This is a genomic window from Mycolicibacterium arseniciresistens, assembly GCF_030519285.1.
Classification (GTDB): Bacteria; Actinomycetota; Actinomycetes; order Mycobacteriales; family Mycobacteriaceae; genus Mycobacterium; species Mycobacterium arseniciresistens.
In genome coordinates this window covers 26,224-45,232 of the sequence record NZ_JAUMSQ010000040.1, presented here as the reverse complement: position 1 = coordinate 45,232, position 19,009 = coordinate 26,224, and the positions used below count along the sequence as shown (strand labels likewise).

The window sequence follows — 19,009 nt, the reverse complement described above, 5'->3', positions numbered from 1 at the left end:
AGCGCCATCAACCCGCCGATGAAGAAGAACACGAAGCAGGCGACGCAGTACATGATGCCGATCAGCTTGTGATCGGTGGTGGTGACCAGCTTGTAGATCAGGTTGCCCTTGGGGCCGAGCCGCTCCGGGAAGGGGCGTCGTGCCTCGAGTTCACCGACCGGCGCTTCGGCTACCAAGGGATCCTCCAAAGGTCCTGCGCGGGGCGGGCCCCGCGTGTTTCGTACTGAATCTTATCGCTCCGCGGGGGCCGGGTCAGCCTGGGTCCTACAAACTGTCGTAAATCGGCTCGGATCGGCGGTCCGACCGCTGGACCGGCGGTCACCGCGGTGGATGTTACCGTCGGCCACGTGCTGATCAGCGGACCGCGGATGCGGCTGTGCGCAGCGGCATCGGCCGCGGTCGTGGCGGTCGCCGTGACCTCCTGCGGATCATCGGGCGAGCCGGCAGGCGCCCCGCCCGCGGCGTCGACCGTGGTGACCAGTACGACGAGCATCGCCGGGGCGGGTGTCCTGGGCAACGACCGCAGGCCCGACGAGTCCTGTGCGCCCGAGCCGGCGCGGGTCGACCCGGGGCCGCGTGAGCGCCCCGTCCGCCATGCCGTCGGCGAGACGCCGGTGCCTGCGGACCCGCAGCGCATCGTGGTGCTCTCCGGTGACCAGCTCGACGCGCTGTGTGCGCTCGGGCTGCAGCGCCGCATCGTCGCCGCGGCGCTGCCCGACGGTGCCGCCGACCAGCCCTCCTACCTGGGCCGCGTGGTACACGACGTGCCGGGCGCAGGCAGCCGCAGCGATCCCGACCTTGCGGCGATAGAAGCCGCCGACCCCGACCTCATCCTGGGCTCGCAGGCCCTGACACCACAGGCCCATCCCGCGTTGTCGGCGATCGCCCCGACCGTGTTCACCGGCCCGCCCGGCGTGGACTGGAAGGCCAATCTGCGTACGGTCGGTGCGGCCACCGGCCGGTTCGACGCCGCGGGCGACCTGATCGACGGCTTCGACGAGGCCGCCCGCAGGACGGGAGCCGAGAACGACGCCGCGCACTTCCAGGCCTCGGTGGCGCAGCTGACCGACACCACGCTGCGGGTCTACGGCGTGGACGACTTCGCGGGCAGCGTGCTCGCGGAGGTGGGGCTCGATCGCCCCGTCGCGCAGCGCTTCACCGACAAGCCCTACGTCGAGGTGGGCACGGCCGACTCCCCCGACTACGCCACCGCCGACGGCGACATCGTCTACCTGTCCTTCGCGTCGGCCGCCGCACGTGAGCGTGCCGCCGAGGTGCTCGACAGCGACGCCTGGCGCGCATTGTCGGCCACCCGGGACCGCCGGGTGTTCACGGTCAACAACGAGATCTGGCACACCGGCCAGGGCATCGTCGCGGCGCGCGGCATCCTGGCCGACCTGCGGCAGGTGAACGCCCCGATCAACTGACCCCGCCCGCGATCAACCGCTCGAGTTCAGTTGCGGCGGAACGGTTCTCGGCGTCGACGCGGTCGCGGTTGCGCCGGATGTCGGCATCGAGGGCGGCGGCCCGGTCCTGCAACGCGACCAGCTGATCGACGGTGCGGGCGCGCACCTCGCCCTCCGGGCCCGCGTCACGGAGCACCTCGAGCTGCTCGGCGATCCGGGCCTGGCCGGCGAACGCCTCGTCGCGCTCCTCGACCATCCGGTCGCGCTCGGCTTCCAGCCGGCGGGCCGCCTCCCAGTGCTCCAGCACCCCGCGCAGGTCCCGGAACGTCGACTCGTCGAGCAGCCTGCGCGACAGCCAGTCGCCGAGCTGGTCGGGCGCCAGCCGGTCGTAGCCGGCGGTGATCTGCGTCCGATAGGACTCGAGCACCTTCAGTTCCGCGTGCCCGTGCGCGGGCACGTCGATTCGGAACCGGTGGTGCGTGGCGGTCTGTCCAACCGGTGCGACGGCACCGTCCAGCTGGTACCCGGTACGACGGCGCAGCTCGACCCAGAGTTCCACGGCGGTGTCGCCGTCGTTGTCGGCGCGCCACAGGTGCTGCTCGTCGCGACGCTGCTCCTCGATCAGCCCCTCCCGGCCGAGCCGCACCTTCGTGGTCACCGTCCGGTGGCCGGTGGACTTGGCGCAGCGCACCGCGAGGTCCTTGGCGAACGTCAGCCGCAGCTGGGCACCGCGGGCGGTGTAGGGCAGCATCGCCTCTCCGGCATAACTGCCGTCGTCGTACACCACGGCGGCACCCTCCTCGAGCACCACGCCGGTGGAGTTGGTGAACACCAGCACGATGTCGGGCGCCGAGCCCGACCCGTCGCGCCAGACCCGCTCCCGGCGGGCGTCCTCGAGCCGGGTGGTCACCATCGGGACCATCGCCGACCCGCCGCGCGCCAACGTGACCGGCGCTGTCAGCCGGTACTCGAAATGCTCACCGCGGTCGCCGGTTTCGGAGTAGTCGGCGTCCGTCCCGGGGTCGGCATAGGCCATCTCCCGTGCCATCATGGCCCTCACCGGCATCGGAGCACCGCTCGGCGCGGGCGCCGAGGCGACGCGATCCTCCTCCTCGACCACGGTCCGCCGCACCCACTTGCCGTGGTAGAGATCGATGTCGAACGACACCGGCTGGCCGGTGGTGAGGGTCAGTGCCACGTCGGCCAATTCCTCGTCGACGGGGTTGTGCACGATGGCCAGCCCGAGCAGCGTGACCGCCGCGCCGTCGCACACCAGCCGGTAGGACACCCGCCACACCGGTGCGGGCACCACGTAGGAGACCCGCACGTCGTCGGCGGCGCCGTCGAAGCGGACCGCCACGGTCCGCTGCTCCCCGGTCGTCGCCGCGCGGGACCGCTCCACCAGATAGCCCAGGTCGTCGCGGGACGGCTTCTCGACCAGATTGACGCCGCGGACACCGGCGAGGTCCACCAGGCGCAGTGCCCCCTCCCCCGTCCGCAGCACGAGCAGCCGCCGCGGCGCCGCGGTACCGCCATCGGTCTCGTCCACGCCGATCACCTCGCCACGGTGGACACCGTCGTCGGCGGCCACCTCGACGGTGCGCCCGCGCACGGCGTCGAGCAGACCGGTCAGCGCCGCACCCGGCGTGAGCAGCAGCTTGCGGGCCGCCAGCAGCGCATCGGAGTCGCTGGGGGTCTCGAATCCGACCCCGCCGAAGGCGGCCGTCCCGCGGACGACGCCGACCGCCAACGACTTCAGCACGTCGTTCATGTCGCCATGCCGGAAGGACAGCTCGAAGGACCCGTCGGCGGGACCGCTGCGCTCCAGGTAGGCCACGCCGTGCTTGTACATCACCAGGCGGGTGACCCGCGGTCGCTGATTCACCACCCGATCTTAGCGAAATACGTTGGCTGACATGGCTTTATCGTGAAGTGCCGAGATCGAGTAGTGTCGTCGGCGTGTTTCACGTCCTCACGCTGACCTACCAGCAGCCCCTCGACGTCATCGACAAGACCCGGCCCGCGCACCTCGCATGGCTCGAAGAGGAGATCGCGGCGGGCCGCCTCCTGCTGGCCGGCCGGCAGGAGTCCCAGGCAGGAGGCGTCCTGGTCACCGGTGACATCGGTGTCGAGGACGCCGAGGCGGTGATCGCCGCCGACCCCTACCAGCAGGCCGGCGTGGTGTCGTATACGCGGCTGTCGTTCAACGGCGCCTTCCGCGCGCCGGGCCTGTAGGGGATTTGTCACAGCCCGGCCGGGACTAAACCGTCCGCCGTCCTCCGTTGTTCCCGATTGCACTCAAAATCGACGAGCACGAAGAGGACTGCATGACCACCGTCTCCGCCTACGCCGCGACCTCGGCCACCGAGCCGCTGACCAGGACCACCGTCACCCGCCGCCCGGTCGGGCCGCACGACGTCGCGTTCGACATCCATTTCGCCGGCATCTGTCACTCCGACATCCACACCGTTCGCTCCGAATGGGGCCCGGCGACGTACCCGATCGTGCCCGGCCACGAGATCGCCGGCGTCGTCACCGAGGTGGGCTCCGAGGTCACCGAGTACCAGGTGGGCGACCGGGTGGGCGTCGGCTGCTTCGTCGACTCCTGCCGTGAATGCCCCGAGTGCCGCTCCGGCAACGAGCAGTACTGCACGGGCGGCGGCATGGTCGGCACCTACAACGCCGTGGGCCGTGACGGCGAGCCGACGCAGGGCGGCTACAGCGGGGCGATCGTCGTCGACGAGAACTACGTGCTGCGCATCCCCGAGAACATCGCGCTCGACGAAGCGGCGCCGCTGCTGTGCGCGGGGATCACCACCTACTCCCCGCTGCGCCACTGGGGCGCCGGGCCGGGCACGTCGGTCGCGGTCATCGGCCTCGGCGGGCTGGGCCACCTGGCCGTCAAGCTGGCCGTCGCGATGGGCGCCGAGGTCACGGTCCTGAGCCAGTCAGTGAAGAAGATGGAGGACGGGCTGCGTCTCGGCGCGCGGGACTACCGCGCGACCAGCGAGCGGAACACCTTCAAGGAGCTGGCGGGATCCTTCGACCTGATCATCAACACCGTGTCGGCGAACCTGAACCTGGCCGACTACCTCAAACTGCTCAAGCTGGACGGCACCCTGGTCGAGCTCGGCATGCCGGAGAACCCGATGGCGGTGCCTGCGGGTGCGTTGATCTTCGGGCGGCGCAGCATCTCCGGTTCGCTGATCGGCGGGATCCGCGAGACCCAGGAGATGCTCGACTTCTGCGCCGAGCACGACGTGCGCCCCGAGATCGAGGTGGTCGCGCCGGAGTACGTCAACGAGGCCTACGAGCGGGTGCTCGCGAGCGACGTCCGGTACCGGTTCGTCATCGACACCTCGTCACTGCGTTAGGACGACCGACGACAACGGCCGGAGCGGATGTCCGCTCCGGCCGTTGCCTTCGAGACCTCAGACGCCCAGCGTGCGCTGGATGTCGCCCTTCATGGCGTTGAGCTGCGAACCCCAGTAGCCCCAGCCGTGCGTGCCGTTGGCCGGGAAGTTGAACGTGGCGTTGCTGCCGCCGTCCGCCGTGTACGCCTCCTGGAACGCCCGGTTACTGTCCTGGGTGATGCTCTCCAGCAGCTGACCGGGGATGTCACCGCCGCCACCGAGGTCACCGGGCCTGCCGTTGCCGGTGTACACCCAGATCCGGGTGCCGTTGGCTGCCAGCCGGCCCGCCTGCAGCGTCGGGTCGTTGCGCTGCCATGCCGGGCCGCCGCCCGGTCCCCACATGGCGGTCGCGTCGAAGCCGCCGGCGTCACGCATCGAGAAGCCGACCAGCGTCGGCCAGATGCCCTGGGACAGGTTGAGAAATCCCGAGAGCGACCCCGCGTAGGAGAACTGGCCCGGGTGGTAGGCGGCGAGGATCAGCGCCGAGCTACCCGACATCGACAGCCCGACCACGGCGTTTCCGCTGGGCGAGATGCCCTTGTTGGCCGAGAGGTAGGCGGGCAGTTCGGAGGTCAGGAACGTCTCCCACTGGTAGCTCTGCGTCCTGCCGTTGCCGACCGCCGGGCTCTGCCAGTTGGTGTAGAAGCTCGACATGCCGCCGACCGGCATGACGACCGACAGGCCCGACTGGTAGTAGTTCTCGAAGGCGGCGGTCTCGATGTCCCACCCGCTGTTGTCGTCGCGGGCACGCAGCCCGTCGAGCAGGTAGACCGCCTTCGATCCGCCACCCTGGAATTTCACCGGGATGTCGCGGCCCATGGCCGCCGAGGGCACCATCAGCGTCTCTACCGGCAGGCCCGGCCTCGAGTAGGCCGCCGCGGTGGCCGACCCACCGGCGACCGCGACCAGCGCCGGCAGCATGAGCGCCGCCAGCACGCCCGCCGCGAGGCGGCGGACCGATCGGGATATCAATGTCATCTCTCACGCTCCATCTGAAGGGGTGCCGCAGCGCGGCACATCGCAGGACGCGGCCCGGCTACAGAGTCACCCGGCTCGGGATGCCGCTACTTGGCATCCGCCGCGCCGAAAGTCCAACGACCGACTGTTTCGGTGCTGACATGGACTTTGTCGCCCACCGGTACCCGGCCGTTACGCCGTTGACCCCTCCCGGACGCCGGACGTCACCAACACGTCATGGCGGACAGACCGTGCGATGGAGCTACTTCTTGCGCTGACTCTCGGCGTACTCCTGCGGCCTGTTCTTCTTCATCCACGCCCGCATCGGCCAGAACAGCAGCCACAGCACGGGATAGACCGTGACGTAGAAGAGGCCGTAGCACGCCAGCCCGAACAGCACGCCGACCACCCAGGCCGGGTAGACGATCACCAGACAGAACTGGACGAACTGCTTGAGCACCACCGGGTACCCGTCGGCCCAGCTCCACACCGTCCTCGGGCTCATGGCGCTGACCAGTTGCCGCCATGTCGACTGCTTGCCCTCGGCGACCTCGGCCTGCACCGGCTGATCGGGCCTGTGGGGTGTGGCATCCGGGATGGTCATGATCACCGTCTTCCTGTGATGTCCCTGCTGAGCCGATACGTGCGCGGTGCGCAAACTAGTCTTCAGACGTTGGAGTTCGATTGGACGACTCGCGGGAAGCCTCACCGGCCTCCCCGGCCGCGGACGGACGGTGTCGCTTGGACTTCCTGATGCTCGGGCCGCTGACCGTGCTCTGCGACGGCGAACCGCGGCCACTCGGGGGCCTGCGACAACGGGCGGTCCTGGCCGCGTTGCTCCTCAACGCCGGCCGCGACGTCGAGATCGACCGGCTGATCGACGATGTCTGGCACGACGCTGCGCCGCGGAAACCGGTGCTGTCACTGCGCGCCTATGTCGCCAATCTGCGCCGGATACTCGGCGCTGACCTCGGCCTGACCACCGGGACCAGCTCCTACTGCCTCGACGTCGGGAACCACCGGGTCGATGCCGGGGACTTCGAGGACCTGATCGAGCGGGGTCGGCGTCAGCTCGACAGCGGCGACGCCGAAGGTTCGTCGCGGACCCTGCAGCAGGCACTCGGGCTCTGGCGTGGCACGCCCCTGTCGGACCTGCGCAACGAGGTGTTCGTCCAACAGGAGGTGCACCGGCTCGAGACACTGCGGGCCGACGCCGTGGAGGCGCGGTTCGAGGCGGAGCTCCGGCTCGGACGCGCCGAGGCCTCGATCGCGGGCCTCGCGCTCGAGGTGGCCGCCAATCCGATGCGGGAACCGCTGTCGGGCCAGCTGATGGTGGCGCTCTATCGCGCCGGTCGCCGCTCGGAGGCGCTGCGCGCCTATGCGCAGCTGGCCGCCGTTCTCGATGAGGAGCTCGGGGTGCGGCCCGGCCTGCCACTGCAGCGCCTCGCCGAGCAGATCCGGGACGAGTCTCCCGACCTCGACTGGCGGCCCGCCCGCGGCGGCCGGCAGCAGGCACCGAGAGACATCAGCGAGAGCGCGTTGCACGGACGGTCCGCGGAGCTCCATCGCCTTCGCGCCGCACTGACCGCCGCGGCGGCAGGCCGGGGCAGCATCGCCGTGCTCACCGGCGACAGCGGCGTCGGCAAGACGGCGTTGGCGACCGAAACAGCCCGTGCCGCAGACGGTCTCGGCATGTCGGTGACCTGGGCCGGGCATGCGGGCGACGTGGTGCGGCCGCCGATGTGGGCTTGGAACGAGGTGATCGGGCAGGCGAGCGCGGACCCGGACGATTCCGGCGCGCACGCCGAGTACGACCTCGCCCAATCCACCGCACGGGCCGTCGGGGCGCAGTCGAAGAAGACACCCACCGTCGTGGTGCTCGACGACCTGCACCGCGCTGACGGTCTCACCTGCGACGTCCTCGAGCTGCTGTCCGACGCCGTACACCGGGTGCCGCTGCTGATCCTCGCCACGTGGCAGGCCGGCGGCGACGAGCGCCCGCTGCGCGAGGACGCCTTCGACCGCCTCCTGAGCCGCGCCCACATCACACTGATCTCGCTACGGGGCATCGACGCCGAGGCGACCGCCGCGCTGATCAGAGAACTGACGGGAATCGAACCGACTCCGGAGTTCACGGCAGCGGTGCGGACCCGTACCGGCGGGAACCCCTTTTACATCGGCGAATTGGTGCGTCTGCTCCACGACAGCGGACGCCTCGACGCCACCACCAGGGTGATCGAGGGTGACGACGTCCCCGACGCCGTATCGGGCATCGTCCGCCGCCGGATGGCCGATCTGCCCGACGCCACGCGCAGGGTGCTCACCGCGGCGGCCGTCACCGGGATGGAGTTCCCCATCGCCCGGCTGGCGACGGCGTTGCAGATGAGCGCGCATACCGCGGCGGCCGACCTCGAGCCCGCCCTGGCCGCCGGTCTGCTGCGGGACTCGACCGACCAGTTCGGGTCCTATCGCTTCAGCCATGGCCTGGTACGCGACGCGATCGCGTCGCAGATCGCCGGCGTGGCCCGCGCCGAACTCCATGCCGAACTCGCACGCGCCCATGCGGCGTCGGCCGGCCGCACACCACAGGAGACGGCCGACGGCGCGCTGCACGCCTGGCGTGCGGGTGGCGCCCTCGACCCGCACACCGCGCTCGCGCTCATCGACGGGGCGCGTCGCGATGCGTGGACAAGGTCGATGTACGCCGAAGTGGCCGAATTGGACCGCCGCGCACTTGAGGTCTGCGCCCGGCTGCCCGCCGACCCCGGACGCACCGCACGCGAGACCGATCTGCGGATGCAGCTGGCGTCGGTCGAAGCGGTGGTGAACGGCCAGAGTTCGATGGGTGTGCTCGAGGACCTACGGCGCTCCTCGGAGGGGGACGCCGACGCGGAGCCGTTCACCGTGGCGGTGGCCATGGGCTGCCTCGAGGCGTGTGGATCGGGGCGCTACCACGAGGCGCGGGTGCTCTCCGACGGGTTGATCGCCTACCACGAATCGACCGGCGACGGCCTCGCCGGATCGGCCGGGCTTTACATCCGGGCACTCGCACAGTTCATGCGCGGGCAGCTCGACCCGTGCGTCAACACCCTCGAACGACTCTGGGAGCATCCGGCCGACTGGGAACGGTACGGCGCGCTGGCCTCGTTCGACGTCATCGCCTTCGGCGTCGGGTGCCACGCCTATGCGCTGCGCGGCGACCTGGATGCGGCCGAGTCGGCGATCGCGCGCGGGGTCGCACTGGGCGGCGCGCGCAACGACGGCTTCGGCACAGCGGTAGTCCGGACCGCGGCCGTGCAGCTGTCCGCGATGCTCGGCGACGTCGACGGGCTCGCGCAGCGGGCTGAGCAGGTGCTCGGCGAGCTCACCGAACTCGGTGTCGAGCAGTTCATTCCGGGCGCTCAGCTCATCCGCGGCTGGGCGCTCGGGACGGGTCCGGACGGTATCGACACCACCGAGGACATGCACGACGCGATTGCCGCGCATGCCAGGGGCGGACGACGGATCTTCTCGCCGCTGTACTACGCGCTGCTCTCCGACGTCGAGTCCGTCCATCGGGATCGGGCGCATGCAGTGGCCGCGCTCGATGCGGCGGAACGCATCTCGGCGGCCACCGGTGAGCGGGTGTGGGACGCGATGCTGTCCGCGCGCCGTCTCGCGTTGCGCGCCACGGTCTAGCGCGAGCTCCGCCCGTCCGGTCTCCGCGGGAAGTCGACCGCCCCTTGACTCCGCGGCCCGTCACTGCCAGAGTCCTGATCGATCGATCAGTTTCTGTCGCCCGCCCGAGTGCGGCGCCAACCGGAGGTGTAGAGCATGGGTGACCGCGTAGCGGGCAAGGTGGCATTCGTCACGGGAGCGGCCCGGGGCCAGGGCCGGAGCCACGCCCTGCGACTCGCACAGGAGGGCGCCGACATCATCGCGGTGGACGTCTGCGCGCCGGTCAGCAGCAACAGCGTGATCCCGCCGTCCACACCCGACGACCTGGCCGAGACCGCCGACCTGATCAAGGGGCAGAACCGCCGCATCGTCACCGCCGAGGTCGACGTCCGCGACTACGACGCGCTGGCGGCCGCCGTGGACAGCGGTGTCGAACAGCTCGGGCGACTGGACATCATCGTCGCCAACGCAGGCATCGGCAACGGCGGACAGACGCTGGACAAGACCAGCGAGCACGATTGGCAGGACATGATCGACGTCAACCTGTCCGGGGTGTGGAAGACTGTCAAGGCCGGTGTGCCGCACATTCTCTCGGGTGGGCGCGGCGGCTCGATCGTGCTCACCAGTTCGGTCGGTGGGCTGAAGGCCTATCCACACACCGGCCACTACATCGCCGCGAAACACGGTGTGGTCGGGCTGATGCGGACGTTCGCGGTCGAACTGGGCGAGCATTCCATCCGGGTCAACTCCGTGCACCCGACCAACGTCAACACCCCGATGTTCATGAACGAGGGGACGATGCGCCTCTTCCGGCCCGACCTGGACGCGCCCGGACCGGACGACATGGCGGTCGTCGCCAGGATGATGCACGTGCTGCCTGTCGGATGGGTCGAACCCGAGGACATCAGCAATGCCGTGCTGTTCCTCGCCTCCGACGAGGCGCGTTACGTGACCGGTCTTCCCGTCACCGTGGACGCCGGCAGCATGCTGAAGTGACCCGGGGACGGTGTCACGGCTTCCGGGCCGACGGCGCGTCGCCGTCGTACCGGACCAGGAAGCGTTCGAGGAATGCGCGCATCTGATCGTGCCCATCGGTGACACCGATGGCGATCTCGTTGCACAGGCTGCGTGCCATCTGCGCCACCAGCATCGAGACGACGACCGGCGGGTAGTCCTCGAGGTCCACGCCGTGGGTGCGCAGCGCGACGGTCACCGCGGCCGTCTCGATGTCGCGCACCCGCTCGGCGTAGGCCTTCAGTTCGGCACCGATCACCTTGCGGTGGTTGGCCATCGCCATGAACTCGGTGTTCAGACCGGTGCGGCGGGGATCGGAGTTGATCATCCACAGCGCCCGCAGCGGGTTGTCCTCGGTGAGCGCCTTGCGCATCTCCGCCAGGGAGACCTCCGCCCCGGCCCGCAGCACCGCCAGGAACAGGTCATCCATCGTGTCGAAGTAGTAGTAGACCAGCGCCGGCTTCACGCCGGCCACGGCGGCGACCCGCCGCGAGGTGGCCGCGGCGTAGCCCTCGTCCCGCATGATTTGAGCGGTGGCGTCGATCAGGCGAAGCCGTGCGCCGGCGTCCTTCGCCTTCGGCTTTCCGGGGGCAGCCATCTCAGCAGTCTCCACGATCCCTTGTCGCATCGGGCGATTCGCCGTCGGCGGCCCGCGTCTTGACCACCGTAATCGACGCATGGTATCCATGACCAGTCACGGAATTTGATCGATCGATCAGTTTTTGGAGGGCGTCGCCGATGTCTGCGTCAGCTCGACGTGTCCACGTCGACACACATCTGTGCGAGGGGCACGGGCTCTGCGTCGACCTCGCGCCCGAGGTGTTCGACCTCGGCGATGACGACGTCGCCCGTTGCGACGTCCGGCCGGCGGACACGTTGTGGAACAAGGTGGACGCCGCGGTGGACGCCTGTCCGCGCGGCGCGATCAGCGTTGTATCCGAGCAGCATTCATCGAGCGACCGGACCGGAAGGGCGGCGACGGCATGACCGATCTGGCTTCAGTGGACTACTTCACCGACGCGGCGACCGCCCAGGATCCCTACGGCTATCTCGAATGGCTCCGCAGCCATGGCCCGGTGTACCGGGAACCCCACCACGGCGTGCTGGCCGTGACGGGCTATGCGGAGGTCATGGCGGCGTTCAAGGACTTCGATTCCTTCTCCGCGGTCAATGCGATCGGCGGCCCGTTCCCTCCGCTGCCGTTCGAACCCGAGGGTGACGACATCACCGAACAGATCGAGGCGCACCGGCACGAGTTCCCGATCTTCGAACACATGGTGGTCATGGATCCGCCCGCGCACGAACGGGCCCGGTCGCTGCTGAGCAGGCTGCTGACACCGCGACGGCTCCAGGAGAACGAGGAGTTCATGTGGCGACTGGTCGACGACCAGCTCGACGAGTTCATCACCAACGGCAGATGTGAGTTCCTCTCCGAATACGCCCGCCCGTTCGCGACGCTCGCGATCACCGACCTGCTGGGCGTGCCTGCCGAGGACCGCGCCGAGTTCCGCCGCGCCCTTGGCGCCGAGAAGCCGGCGGGTAACCGGGTGGGCGCGCTCGACGGTGAACCGGTGGGCCTGAATCCGCTGGAGTACCTCGATGACAAGTTCTGCGGGTACATCTCCGAGCGCCGGCGCGAACCTCGCGAGGACGTGCTGAGCGGCATGGCGTGTGCGACCTATCCCGACGGTTCGGTGCCCGAAGTGCTCGAGGTCGCCAAGCCCGCCACCTTCCTGTTCGCGGCCGGCCAGGAAACCGTCACCAAGTTGTTGAGCGCGGCCGTGCAGACCCTCGGGGACCGCCCGGAGTTTCAGCAGGTCCTGCGCGAACGCCGGGAGTTGATACCGGCGTTCATCGAGGAGGCCCTTCGCCTCGAGAGCCCCACCAAGGTCGACTTCCGGCTCGCCCGCAAGACGACGACGCTGGCGGGGGTGCACATCCCGGCCGGCACCGTGCTGATGCTCTGCCTCGGCGCGGCGAACCGGGACCCGCGAAAGTTCGACGAGCCGAACGAGTTCCGGCTCGATCGCAAGAACGTCCGCGAACACATCGCGTTCGGCCGGGGAATCCACACCTGCGCAGGCGCTCCCCTGGCCCGCGTCGAGGGACGCATCACCGTGCACCGGCTCCTCGACCGGATGCGGGACATCACCATCAGCGCGTCCGATCACGGTCCCGCCGGCAGCCGTCGCTACGCCTACGAGCCGACGTTCCTGCTCCGCGGGCTGACCGAACTACACATCGAGTTCAGCCGGGCGGGGTGAGCTCAGCCCATGCCGATGCGGATGTTCTTCACCTGCATGAACTCGTGGAGGCCGTCGAGGCCACCCGTGCGGCCGAACCCGCTCTTCTTGTAGCCGCCGTAGGGTCCCTGCGGCGAGATGATGCTCAGCTGATTGATCCACACCGAACCCGCCTCCAGCCGCCGGGCGACGCGATGGGCGCGGGTGAGGTCGCGGGTGTGGACGAATGCGTTCAGCCCGTAGGGAGTGTCGTTGGCGAGGCGCAGCGCCTCGGCTTCGTCGCGGAAGCGGATGACGGAGACCACCGGGCCGAACGTCTCGGTCTGTGCGAGCGCGGAGGCATTGTCGACGTCGCCGAAGACGGTCGGTTCGATGTAGTAGCCCGGCGCGAGGCCACCGCCGATCCGGGTGCCGCCGAGCAGCAGCTCACCCGACTTCTGCGCCACCGCATCCCCGATGACGCCGAGGATGCGGTCAGCCGCGGTGGCGCTGATGACCGGGCCGAAGAACACCGTCGGGTCCAGCGGGTCGCCGATCTTGGCCGCGGCTACCGCGGCGAGGAACTTCTCGAGGAACACGTCGTACACCGCATCGTGGACCAGCACGCGGCTGGCGCACGCACAGCTCTGGCCGGACTGCATCAGCGGTCCCTGATGGGCCGCCAACGCTGCGGCCTGATCGAGGTCGGCGTCGGAGAAGACGACGTTCGCGGACTTGCCGCCCAGTTCGGCGACCACCGGCGTCAGGTTCGCCGCGGCGGCGACGAGCACCCGCCGTGCCGTGGCGTCGCCACCGGTGAAATGGACCTTGCGGATGCCGGGGTGGCGGACCAGCGCCTCCCCGCCCTCGGCGCCTGCCGGGACGACGTTGACCAGACCCGGCGGCAGGCCCGCCTCGATGCAGAGCTCGCCGAACCGCAGCGCAGCCATCGGCGCGAGCTCGGAGGGCTTGAGCACCACGGCGTTCCCCGCGGCCAGCGCCGGCGCGACACACGACGCGGCGACCGCCAGCGCACCGTTCCACGGAGTGATCACCGCGACCACGCCGTAGGGTTCCCGCTCGATGAGGTTGACGTCGAAGGACCCGTTGACCGGCGAACTGGTGCCGTGCGGCTTGTCGGCGTAGCCCGCGAAGTGACGGATGAACCACTCGAGCATCCGCGCGGTGCCCGCGAACGACACCGGCACCGCGTAGTCGTGCACGTTGAGCAGGGCGAGTTCGTCGAGGTGGTCGCGCACGACGTCGGCGAGGTCGACCATGAGGTCGCGACGCCGGTCCACGGTCAGCGACATCCAGGCGCGGTGCGCCTCCCAGGCGGAGGCGACGGCGTGGTCCATCTCGGCCGCACCCGCGAGGGTCACGGTGGCATTGGGCTCACCGGTGGCGGGGTAGATGTGCTGGTGACGGCCGCCGGAGGACTGGGTGACGGGTTCGCCGTCTATCAGCAGACCGCTGGGCAGCGAGAGTGCGGTGCTCACTGCGGCACGCCTCCTTCGGCCCGCCACTCCTCGAGCACCCGCTCCTTCTGCCGTCCGATCTCGTCGTTGAGCTGCGAGGCCTTCGCCCAGCCGTAGTAGGCGGCGAATTGCAATGCCAGCTCGTCCATTTCGGTGAACGAGATGTCACGGCTCTTCAAGGCGGCGTAGACGTGGCTCAGGATCGGATACGGCGCGTCCTGAAACGCCACACACGCGACGGTGACGAAGCGACGTTCCCTCATGGCCAGTCCCGGGCGCTGCCACATCTCACCGAAGACGAAGTTGAGGATGCCCGCACCGGAGTAGGGGTTGTCACGCGTGGGCACATACGGCACGCAGTTGACGTCGCGGAAGGCCTGTTCGCCGCTCGCGAGGCGGTCCTCCGGATCGCTCGGTGTCACCAGTGGCAGCAGCGGGTCCGGTTGCGGGGTCTGCGATCCGCGCTCGCGGTGGATGCGTTCCCACTGCTCGTCGACGACCATGTTGAACCGCGAGGCCTTCGGCCATCCGCTGTAGACGGCGAAATGCAGTACGGTCTCCCGCATCTCGGCGATCGTCAGATCACCGCTGTTGAGTGCGGCGTAGACGTGGTCGCGCAACGGGCCCTCGGCGTCGGCGGCTGCGACGCAGGGCAGCGTGACGAACCGCCGGTTCCGGCGGCTGAGTCCCGGCCGGTCCCAGACCTCGCCGAAGACGAAGTCGACCAGGCCGATGGTTGCGGGTGTCATGTCGTCGGGGGCGGTGAAGGTCATCACGTCGGAGAACGCGTGCCTGCCGCGGGTCGAGCGTTCGGTGCCCGTCGTCGTCATCTGATGTCTCCACTCATCGCAGGGTGACGCCCGCGTCGACCTTGAACTCGAGGCCGGTCACGTAGCGGGATTCGTCGGAAGCCAGGAACAGCACCGCGTTGCTGATGTCGATCGCCTCGGCCATCACGATCGGCATGGCGTTGAGGAAGATCGGCACGAGGTCGGGCCTCGCCTCGGCGAGCAGGCCGTGCAGCGACGCCGGCTGCATGCCCGTCTCGACCCCGGTCGGGTGCACGGTGTTCACCCGGATGTTCTGTGCTGCAAGCTCGTTGGCGAGTGCCCGGCTCAGCCCCACCACGCCGTGCTTGGACGCGGTGTACGGCGTGTGCAGCGGCGTGCCCTTCAGCCCGGCCGCCGAGCTGATGTTGATCAGGCTGCCGCCGTGGTCGACCAGGTGTGGCAGCGCGGCAGCACACGTGTTCCACGTTCCGATCAGGTTCACGTCGACGACGGTGCGCCACTGCTCGGGCGTGGTGGTGTCCCAGGTGCCCACGGTCAGCACGCCCGCGTTGGCCACCGACGCGTCCAGTCCGCCGAGTTCCGCGACGCCGTCGGCCACGGCGGCCGCCAGCGCAGCGGCGTCGCGCACGTCGACCACGTGGGTCACCGCACGCCTGTCGTGCTTCTCGACCAGGCGCGCGGTCTCCTCGAGGTCGTCGCGGGTCGCCAGCGGATACTCGACCTCGGGCAGCGACGCGCAGATGTCGACGAGGATGAGATCGGCGCCTTCTTCGGCCAGCCGCACCGCGTGGCTGCGGCCCATGCCGCGGGCCGCGCCGGTGACCAGGACCCGCTTGCCCGCGACCCGTCCGGGTGTTGACGTCATCGCGGCCTACAGCTTGTTGCAGAAGCCGGCGTCCACCGGGAACGTGACCCCGGTGACGTACTTGGCCGCATCGGACACCAGATAGGCGATCGCCGCGCTGATGTCCTCGGGTTCGAGCAGTCCGACCGGCATCGGGTTCTGCAGGTGCGGGCCGCCGCCCGGATAGTTCTCCAGGAACGACGTCATCGCCGGGTTCACCGCCATCATCGTGTTCACCGCGGTCGGGTGCACTGTGTTGACCCGGATGCTCTCGGAGGCAAGCGCATTGGACAGCGTTCGCATGAGCCCGACGATGCCGTGCTTGGACGCGGCGTACGCGAGGCCACCGCCCTGCAGGCCGCCGAACCCGCGGAGGCCCGCGGTGGAACTGGTGAAGACGATCGACCCGCCCCTGCCGCCGGCGATCAGGTGCGGGATAGCGGCCTTCGCGGTGTGGAACGCGCCCACCAGGTTGACGTCGAGCACGTCGGTCCACTGCTCGAGTTCTTCCTCGATGGTCAGTTCGCGGAACGCCATGATCGCGATACCCGCGTTGGCGCAGACGATGTCGAGGCGGCCGAAGTGCTGCACGCCCGCGGTGAGCGCCGCGTCGACGGCGGCGTAGTCGCGGACGTCGGCGACCGACCCGAGCATCTTGCCCCCGGCTCGCTCAACGAGCGCGATCGTCTCGTCGAGTTCTTCGCGGCTGGCCATCGGGTAGCCGTTGGACGCGATGTCGGCGCAGATGTCGACACCGATGATGTCGGCGCCGTCTGCCGCGAGGCGCACGGCGTGACTGCGCCCTTGGCCGCGGGCGACGCCCGTGATGAATGCGACCTTGCCGTCCAGAGAACCCATGTGTCCGCTCCATTGCGCTGGTCACACACTGAAGGCGGTGTGACGTGAGTAACCGTGTTACACCGGGTACAGTAACCGCGTTACCCGCCGACGGCAAGGGAGGTGTTCATCAGGTGGCCAGCGCGGAGAGCAACGACGGCCGACGCGCCGAGAACCGAGACGCCATCCTGGACACCGTCGCCGAACTGCTCGAGACCGAAGGCTATGACGCGGTTCAGTTGCGCGAGGTCGCCCGTCGCAGCCGGACGTCACTCGCCACCATCTACAAGCGCTACCCGAACCGCGACGAACTGATCATCGCGGCGCTGCACTCATGGATGGACGAGCACCGGTACTCGGGCCTGGTGCATCAGACCCCCGCACCCGGCGAGTCGGTCTACGACGGGATGATGCGGGTGTTGCGCACCATCTTCGAGCCGTGGGAGCACCATCCGGCGATGCTGACGGCGTTCTTCCGGGCCCGCGCCGCGCCGCGCGGACAGCAGATCTTCCGCCGCGGCCTCGACATCACCGTTCCGTCGTTCATGCAGGTGCTCGCGGGCGTCGACGACGCGTTCGTCCGCGATCTCGAGACCATTCTGTCCACCGTGATCTACGGACTGCTCGGCCGGTTCGCAGCGGGCGAGATCGCGATCACCGACATCCTCCCCAGCCTCGACCGCACCGTGTACTGGCTCACGGCCGGCTACCAGGCGACCGGGACGGCGTCGGTCAGATCGGACGCGTCTCCGTCTCGTTGACTGTCATCCCGTGCTCGTAGAAGTCGTTGAAGATGTACGCCTTGAAGGGGTCGTTGCGGATCGTCCAGCCGTTCACGCGGTAGGTCTCACGGGGACCCAGCACGACGTCGCCATCCGCGGGAGGAAGCGTCCCGCTGAACCAGAATCTCTCGCCGGTGCCGCGGACCACGGCGAGGCTTTGCTGCGGAATGTAGGGGGCGACCGCCGGTGACGTGCCGAACGGCCGGCCGTTCGTCAACCCGCACACCGCCATCGGCCCGCCGCCCCGCGGGACGTCATCGGTGCTGATGAGGCATCTGAGCTTGCCGTCCTGGACGCGGACCACCTGGTCTCCGTCGGCGGCGCCCGCATGCGCGGCGAGGGGATACGCGGTCACGGCGATCACTGCCGCCGACGCCGCGAGGAAGGCTCCAACCATGGTCATCCCGATTCGAGTCGACATCCTTGTCGGGACGTGATGCTTCCACGACCCGCGGCTCAGGATGGCCGATTTCGGGCGTTTTGTCGTTTGCCGGCGGAACGCCGTCGTGCGCGCTATAGAGCTTGCGCTAGAAGTCCCAGTCCTCGTCGGTGGTCACGACGGCCTTACCGATGACGTAGCTGGAGCCGGAGCCGGAGAAGAAGTCGTGGTTCTCGTCGGCGTTGGGTGAGAGCGCCGACAGGATCGCCGGGTTCACGTCGGTCTCGTCGCGCGGGAACAGCGCCTCGTAGCCGAGGTTCATCAACGCCTTGTTCGCGTTGTAGCGCAGGAACTTCTTGACGTCCTCGGTCAGCCCCACCTCGTCGTAGAGGTCCTGGGTGTACTCGACCTCGTTGTCGTAGAGCTCGAACAGCAGCTCGTAGGTGTAGTCCTTGAGTTCGGCCTTGGTCGCCTCGTCGTGCAGGGCCAGACCGCGCTGGAACTTGTAGCCGATGTAGTAGCCGTGCACCGCCTCGTCGCGGATGATCAGCCGGATCATGTCGGCGGTGTTGGTCAGCTTGGCCCGGCTCGACCAGTACATCGGCAGATAGAAGCCGGAGTAGAAGAGGAAGCTCTCCAGCAGCGTGGAGGCCACCTTGCGCTTGAGCGGCTCGTCGCCCTTGTAGTACTGCATGACGATCTCGGCTTTGCGCTGCAGGTTCGCGTTCTCCTCCGACCACCGGAACGCGTCGTCGATGTCGGCCGTCGAGCACAGCGTCGAGAAGATGTTGCTGTAGCTGCGCGCGTGCACCGACTCCATGAACGCGATGTTGGTGTACACCGCCTCCTCGTGCGGGGTGAGCGCATCGGGGATCAGGCTGACCGCGCCGACGGTGCCCTGGATGGTGTCGAGCAGGGTCAGGCCGGTGAAGACCCGCATCGTCAACTGCTTCTCGTGGGCGTTGAGCGTGTTCCAGGACGGGATGTCATTGGACACCGGGACCTTCTCCGGCAGCCAGAAGTTACCGGTCAGCCGGTCCCAGACCTCGGCGTCCTTCTCGTCCTGCACCCGGTTCCAGTTGATCGCCGAGACGCGGTCGATCAACTTCATGCCATCGCTCACCAGAACCCCACTTCACCAGGCTTTTCGCACGTCCGCTATAGCCGCTCTATAGCCACCAGCGACACTACTCGTAGTGGCCGACACCTCGAGGGAACCCAAGATATTG

The 19,009-nt window shown here is 69.0% G+C and carries 18 protein-coding genes and 1 pseudogene; 8 read left to right on the top strand and 11 right to left on the bottom strand.

Annotation, left to right across the window (positions count from 1 at the left end; all coding sequences use genetic code 11):
* Nucleotides 1-176 (bottom strand): annotated as a pseudogene (locus Q2100_RS08705) (cytochrome ubiquinol oxidase subunit I); the annotation flags it as partial.
* 171 nt (nt 177-347) lie between these two features.
* Here Q2100_RS08705 and Q2100_RS08700 point away from each other — a divergent pair.
* On the top strand, nt 348-1,427 hold the full coding sequence (locus Q2100_RS08700) for an ABC transporter substrate-binding protein (protein ID WP_302913695.1): 1,080 nt from the start codon (nt 348-350) through the stop codon (nt 1,425-1,427).
* Here the strand turns inward: Q2100_RS08700 and Q2100_RS08695 are convergent.
* The gene (locus tag Q2100_RS08695) at nt 1,420-3,291 is read right to left on the bottom strand and encodes a hypothetical protein (RefSeq protein ID WP_302913694.1); all 1,872 of its coding nucleotides are present in this window, start codon (nt 3,289-3,291) and stop codon (nt 1,420-1,422) included. The two genes, Q2100_RS08700 and Q2100_RS08695, sit on opposite strands and share 8 nt — an antisense overlap.
* Before the next feature lie 74 nt (nt 3,292-3,365).
* Between Q2100_RS08695 and Q2100_RS08690 the strand changes: the two genes are divergently transcribed.
* Both Q2100_RS08690 and Q2100_RS08685 read left to right on the top strand, forming a co-directional pair.
* Nucleotides 3,366-3,641, top strand: coding sequence for a YciI family protein (locus tag Q2100_RS08690; protein ID WP_269895095.1), 276 nt, complete (start codon nt 3,366-3,368; stop codon nt 3,639-3,641).
* Nucleotides 3,642-3,733: 92 nt separating this feature from the next.
* The gene (locus tag Q2100_RS08685) at nt 3,734-4,780 is read left to right on the top strand and encodes an NAD(P)-dependent alcohol dehydrogenase (protein WP_302913693.1); all 1,047 of its coding nucleotides are present in this window, start codon (nt 3,734-3,736) and stop codon (nt 4,778-4,780) included.
* A gap of 57 nt (nt 4,781-4,837) precedes the next feature.
* On the opposite strand, the gene Q2100_RS08680 is transcribed toward Q2100_RS08685, so the two are convergent.
* A complete protein-coding gene (locus Q2100_RS08680) occupies nt 4,838-5,797 on the bottom strand; it encodes an esterase family protein (protein ID WP_302913692.1) in 960 nt (319 codons plus the stop codon).
* 241 nt (nt 5,798-6,038) lie between these two features.
* Nucleotides 6,039-6,380 carry a hypothetical protein gene (locus Q2100_RS08675; RefSeq protein WP_302913691.1) on the bottom strand — a complete coding sequence of 114 codons (342 nt, stop codon included), beginning with the start codon at nt 6,378-6,380 and terminating at the stop codon, nt 6,039-6,041.
* Between the two features lie 137 nt (nt 6,381-6,517).
* Between Q2100_RS08675 and Q2100_RS08670 the strand changes: the two genes are divergently transcribed.
* The gene (locus Q2100_RS08670; protein WP_302913690.1) at nt 6,518-9,454 is read left to right on the top strand and encodes an ATP-binding protein; all 2,937 of its coding nucleotides are present in this window, start codon (nt 6,518-6,520) and stop codon (nt 9,452-9,454) included.
* Nucleotides 9,455-9,589: 135 nt separating this feature from the next.
* On the top strand, nt 9,590-10,429 hold the full coding sequence (locus tag Q2100_RS08665) for a mycofactocin-coupled SDR family oxidoreductase (protein WP_302913689.1): 840 nt from the start codon (nt 9,590-9,592) through the stop codon (nt 10,427-10,429).
* A gap of 13 nt (nt 10,430-10,442) precedes the next feature.
* Here Q2100_RS08665 and Q2100_RS08660 read toward each other — a convergent pair whose 3' ends face one another.
* Entirely contained in the window at nt 10,443-11,045 is a 603-nt protein-coding gene (locus tag Q2100_RS08660; RefSeq protein WP_302913688.1) for a TetR/AcrR family transcriptional regulator, read from the bottom strand.
* A 140-nt stretch (nt 11,046-11,185) separates the two neighbouring features.
* Here Q2100_RS08660 and Q2100_RS08655 point away from each other — a divergent pair, with 140 nt between their 5' ends.
* Nucleotides 11,186-11,434 carry a ferredoxin gene (locus Q2100_RS08655; protein WP_302913687.1) on the top strand — a complete coding sequence of 83 codons (249 nt, stop codon included), beginning with the start codon at nt 11,186-11,188 and terminating at the stop codon, nt 11,432-11,434.
* Nucleotides 11,431-12,711, top strand: a complete 1,281-nt coding sequence (locus tag Q2100_RS08650) for a cytochrome P450 (protein WP_302913686.1) — start codon at nt 11,431-11,433, stop codon at nt 12,709-12,711. Before Q2100_RS08655 ends, Q2100_RS08650 begins: the two co-directional genes overlap by 4 nt.
* A gap of 2 nt (nt 12,712-12,713) precedes the next feature.
* On the opposite strand, the gene Q2100_RS08645 is transcribed toward Q2100_RS08650, so the two are convergent.
* Genes Q2100_RS08645 through Q2100_RS08630 form a run of 4 tightly spaced genes read right to left on the bottom strand, consistent with a single transcriptional unit; the run spans nt 12,714 to nt 16,640 of the window.
* Nucleotides 12,714-14,168, bottom strand: coding sequence for an aldehyde dehydrogenase family protein (locus Q2100_RS08645; RefSeq protein WP_302913685.1), 1,455 nt, complete (start codon nt 14,166-14,168; stop codon nt 12,714-12,716).
* Complete coding sequence (locus tag Q2100_RS08640) at nt 14,165-14,977, bottom strand: carboxymuconolactone decarboxylase family protein (RefSeq protein ID WP_302913684.1); 813 nt, start codon at nt 14,975-14,977, stop codon at nt 14,165-14,167. The genes Q2100_RS08645 and Q2100_RS08640 overlap by 4 nt, the downstream gene beginning before the upstream one ends.
* Before the next feature lie 13 nt (nt 14,978-14,990).
* Nucleotides 14,991-15,803 (bottom strand): mycofactocin-coupled SDR family oxidoreductase, encoded by an 813-nt coding sequence (locus tag Q2100_RS08635; protein ID WP_302913683.1) that lies wholly within the window; start codon nt 15,801-15,803, stop codon nt 14,991-14,993.
* Nucleotides 15,804-15,809: 6 nt separating this feature from the next.
* A complete protein-coding gene (locus Q2100_RS08630) occupies nt 15,810-16,640 on the bottom strand; it encodes a mycofactocin-coupled SDR family oxidoreductase (protein WP_264012006.1) in 831 nt (276 codons plus the stop codon).
* A gap of 113 nt (nt 16,641-16,753) precedes the next feature.
* On the opposite strand from Q2100_RS08630, the gene Q2100_RS08625 reads away from it, so the two are divergent.
* Nucleotides 16,754-17,380 (top strand): TetR/AcrR family transcriptional regulator, encoded by a 627-nt coding sequence (locus Q2100_RS08625; protein WP_302913682.1) that lies wholly within the window; start codon nt 16,754-16,756, stop codon nt 17,378-17,380.
* Here Q2100_RS08625 and Q2100_RS08620 read toward each other — a convergent pair.
* Nucleotides 17,352-17,804 (bottom strand): hypothetical protein, encoded by a 453-nt coding sequence (locus tag Q2100_RS08620; protein ID WP_302913681.1) that lies wholly within the window; start codon nt 17,802-17,804, stop codon nt 17,352-17,354. The genes Q2100_RS08625 and Q2100_RS08620 overlap by 29 nt on opposite strands.
* A gap of 124 nt (nt 17,805-17,928) precedes the next feature.
* A complete protein-coding gene (nrdF, locus tag Q2100_RS08615) occupies nt 17,929-18,891 on the bottom strand; it encodes a class 1b ribonucleoside-diphosphate reductase subunit beta (RefSeq protein WP_276008485.1) in 963 nt (320 codons plus the stop codon).
* Nucleotides 18,892-19,009 lie beyond the last annotated feature (118 nt).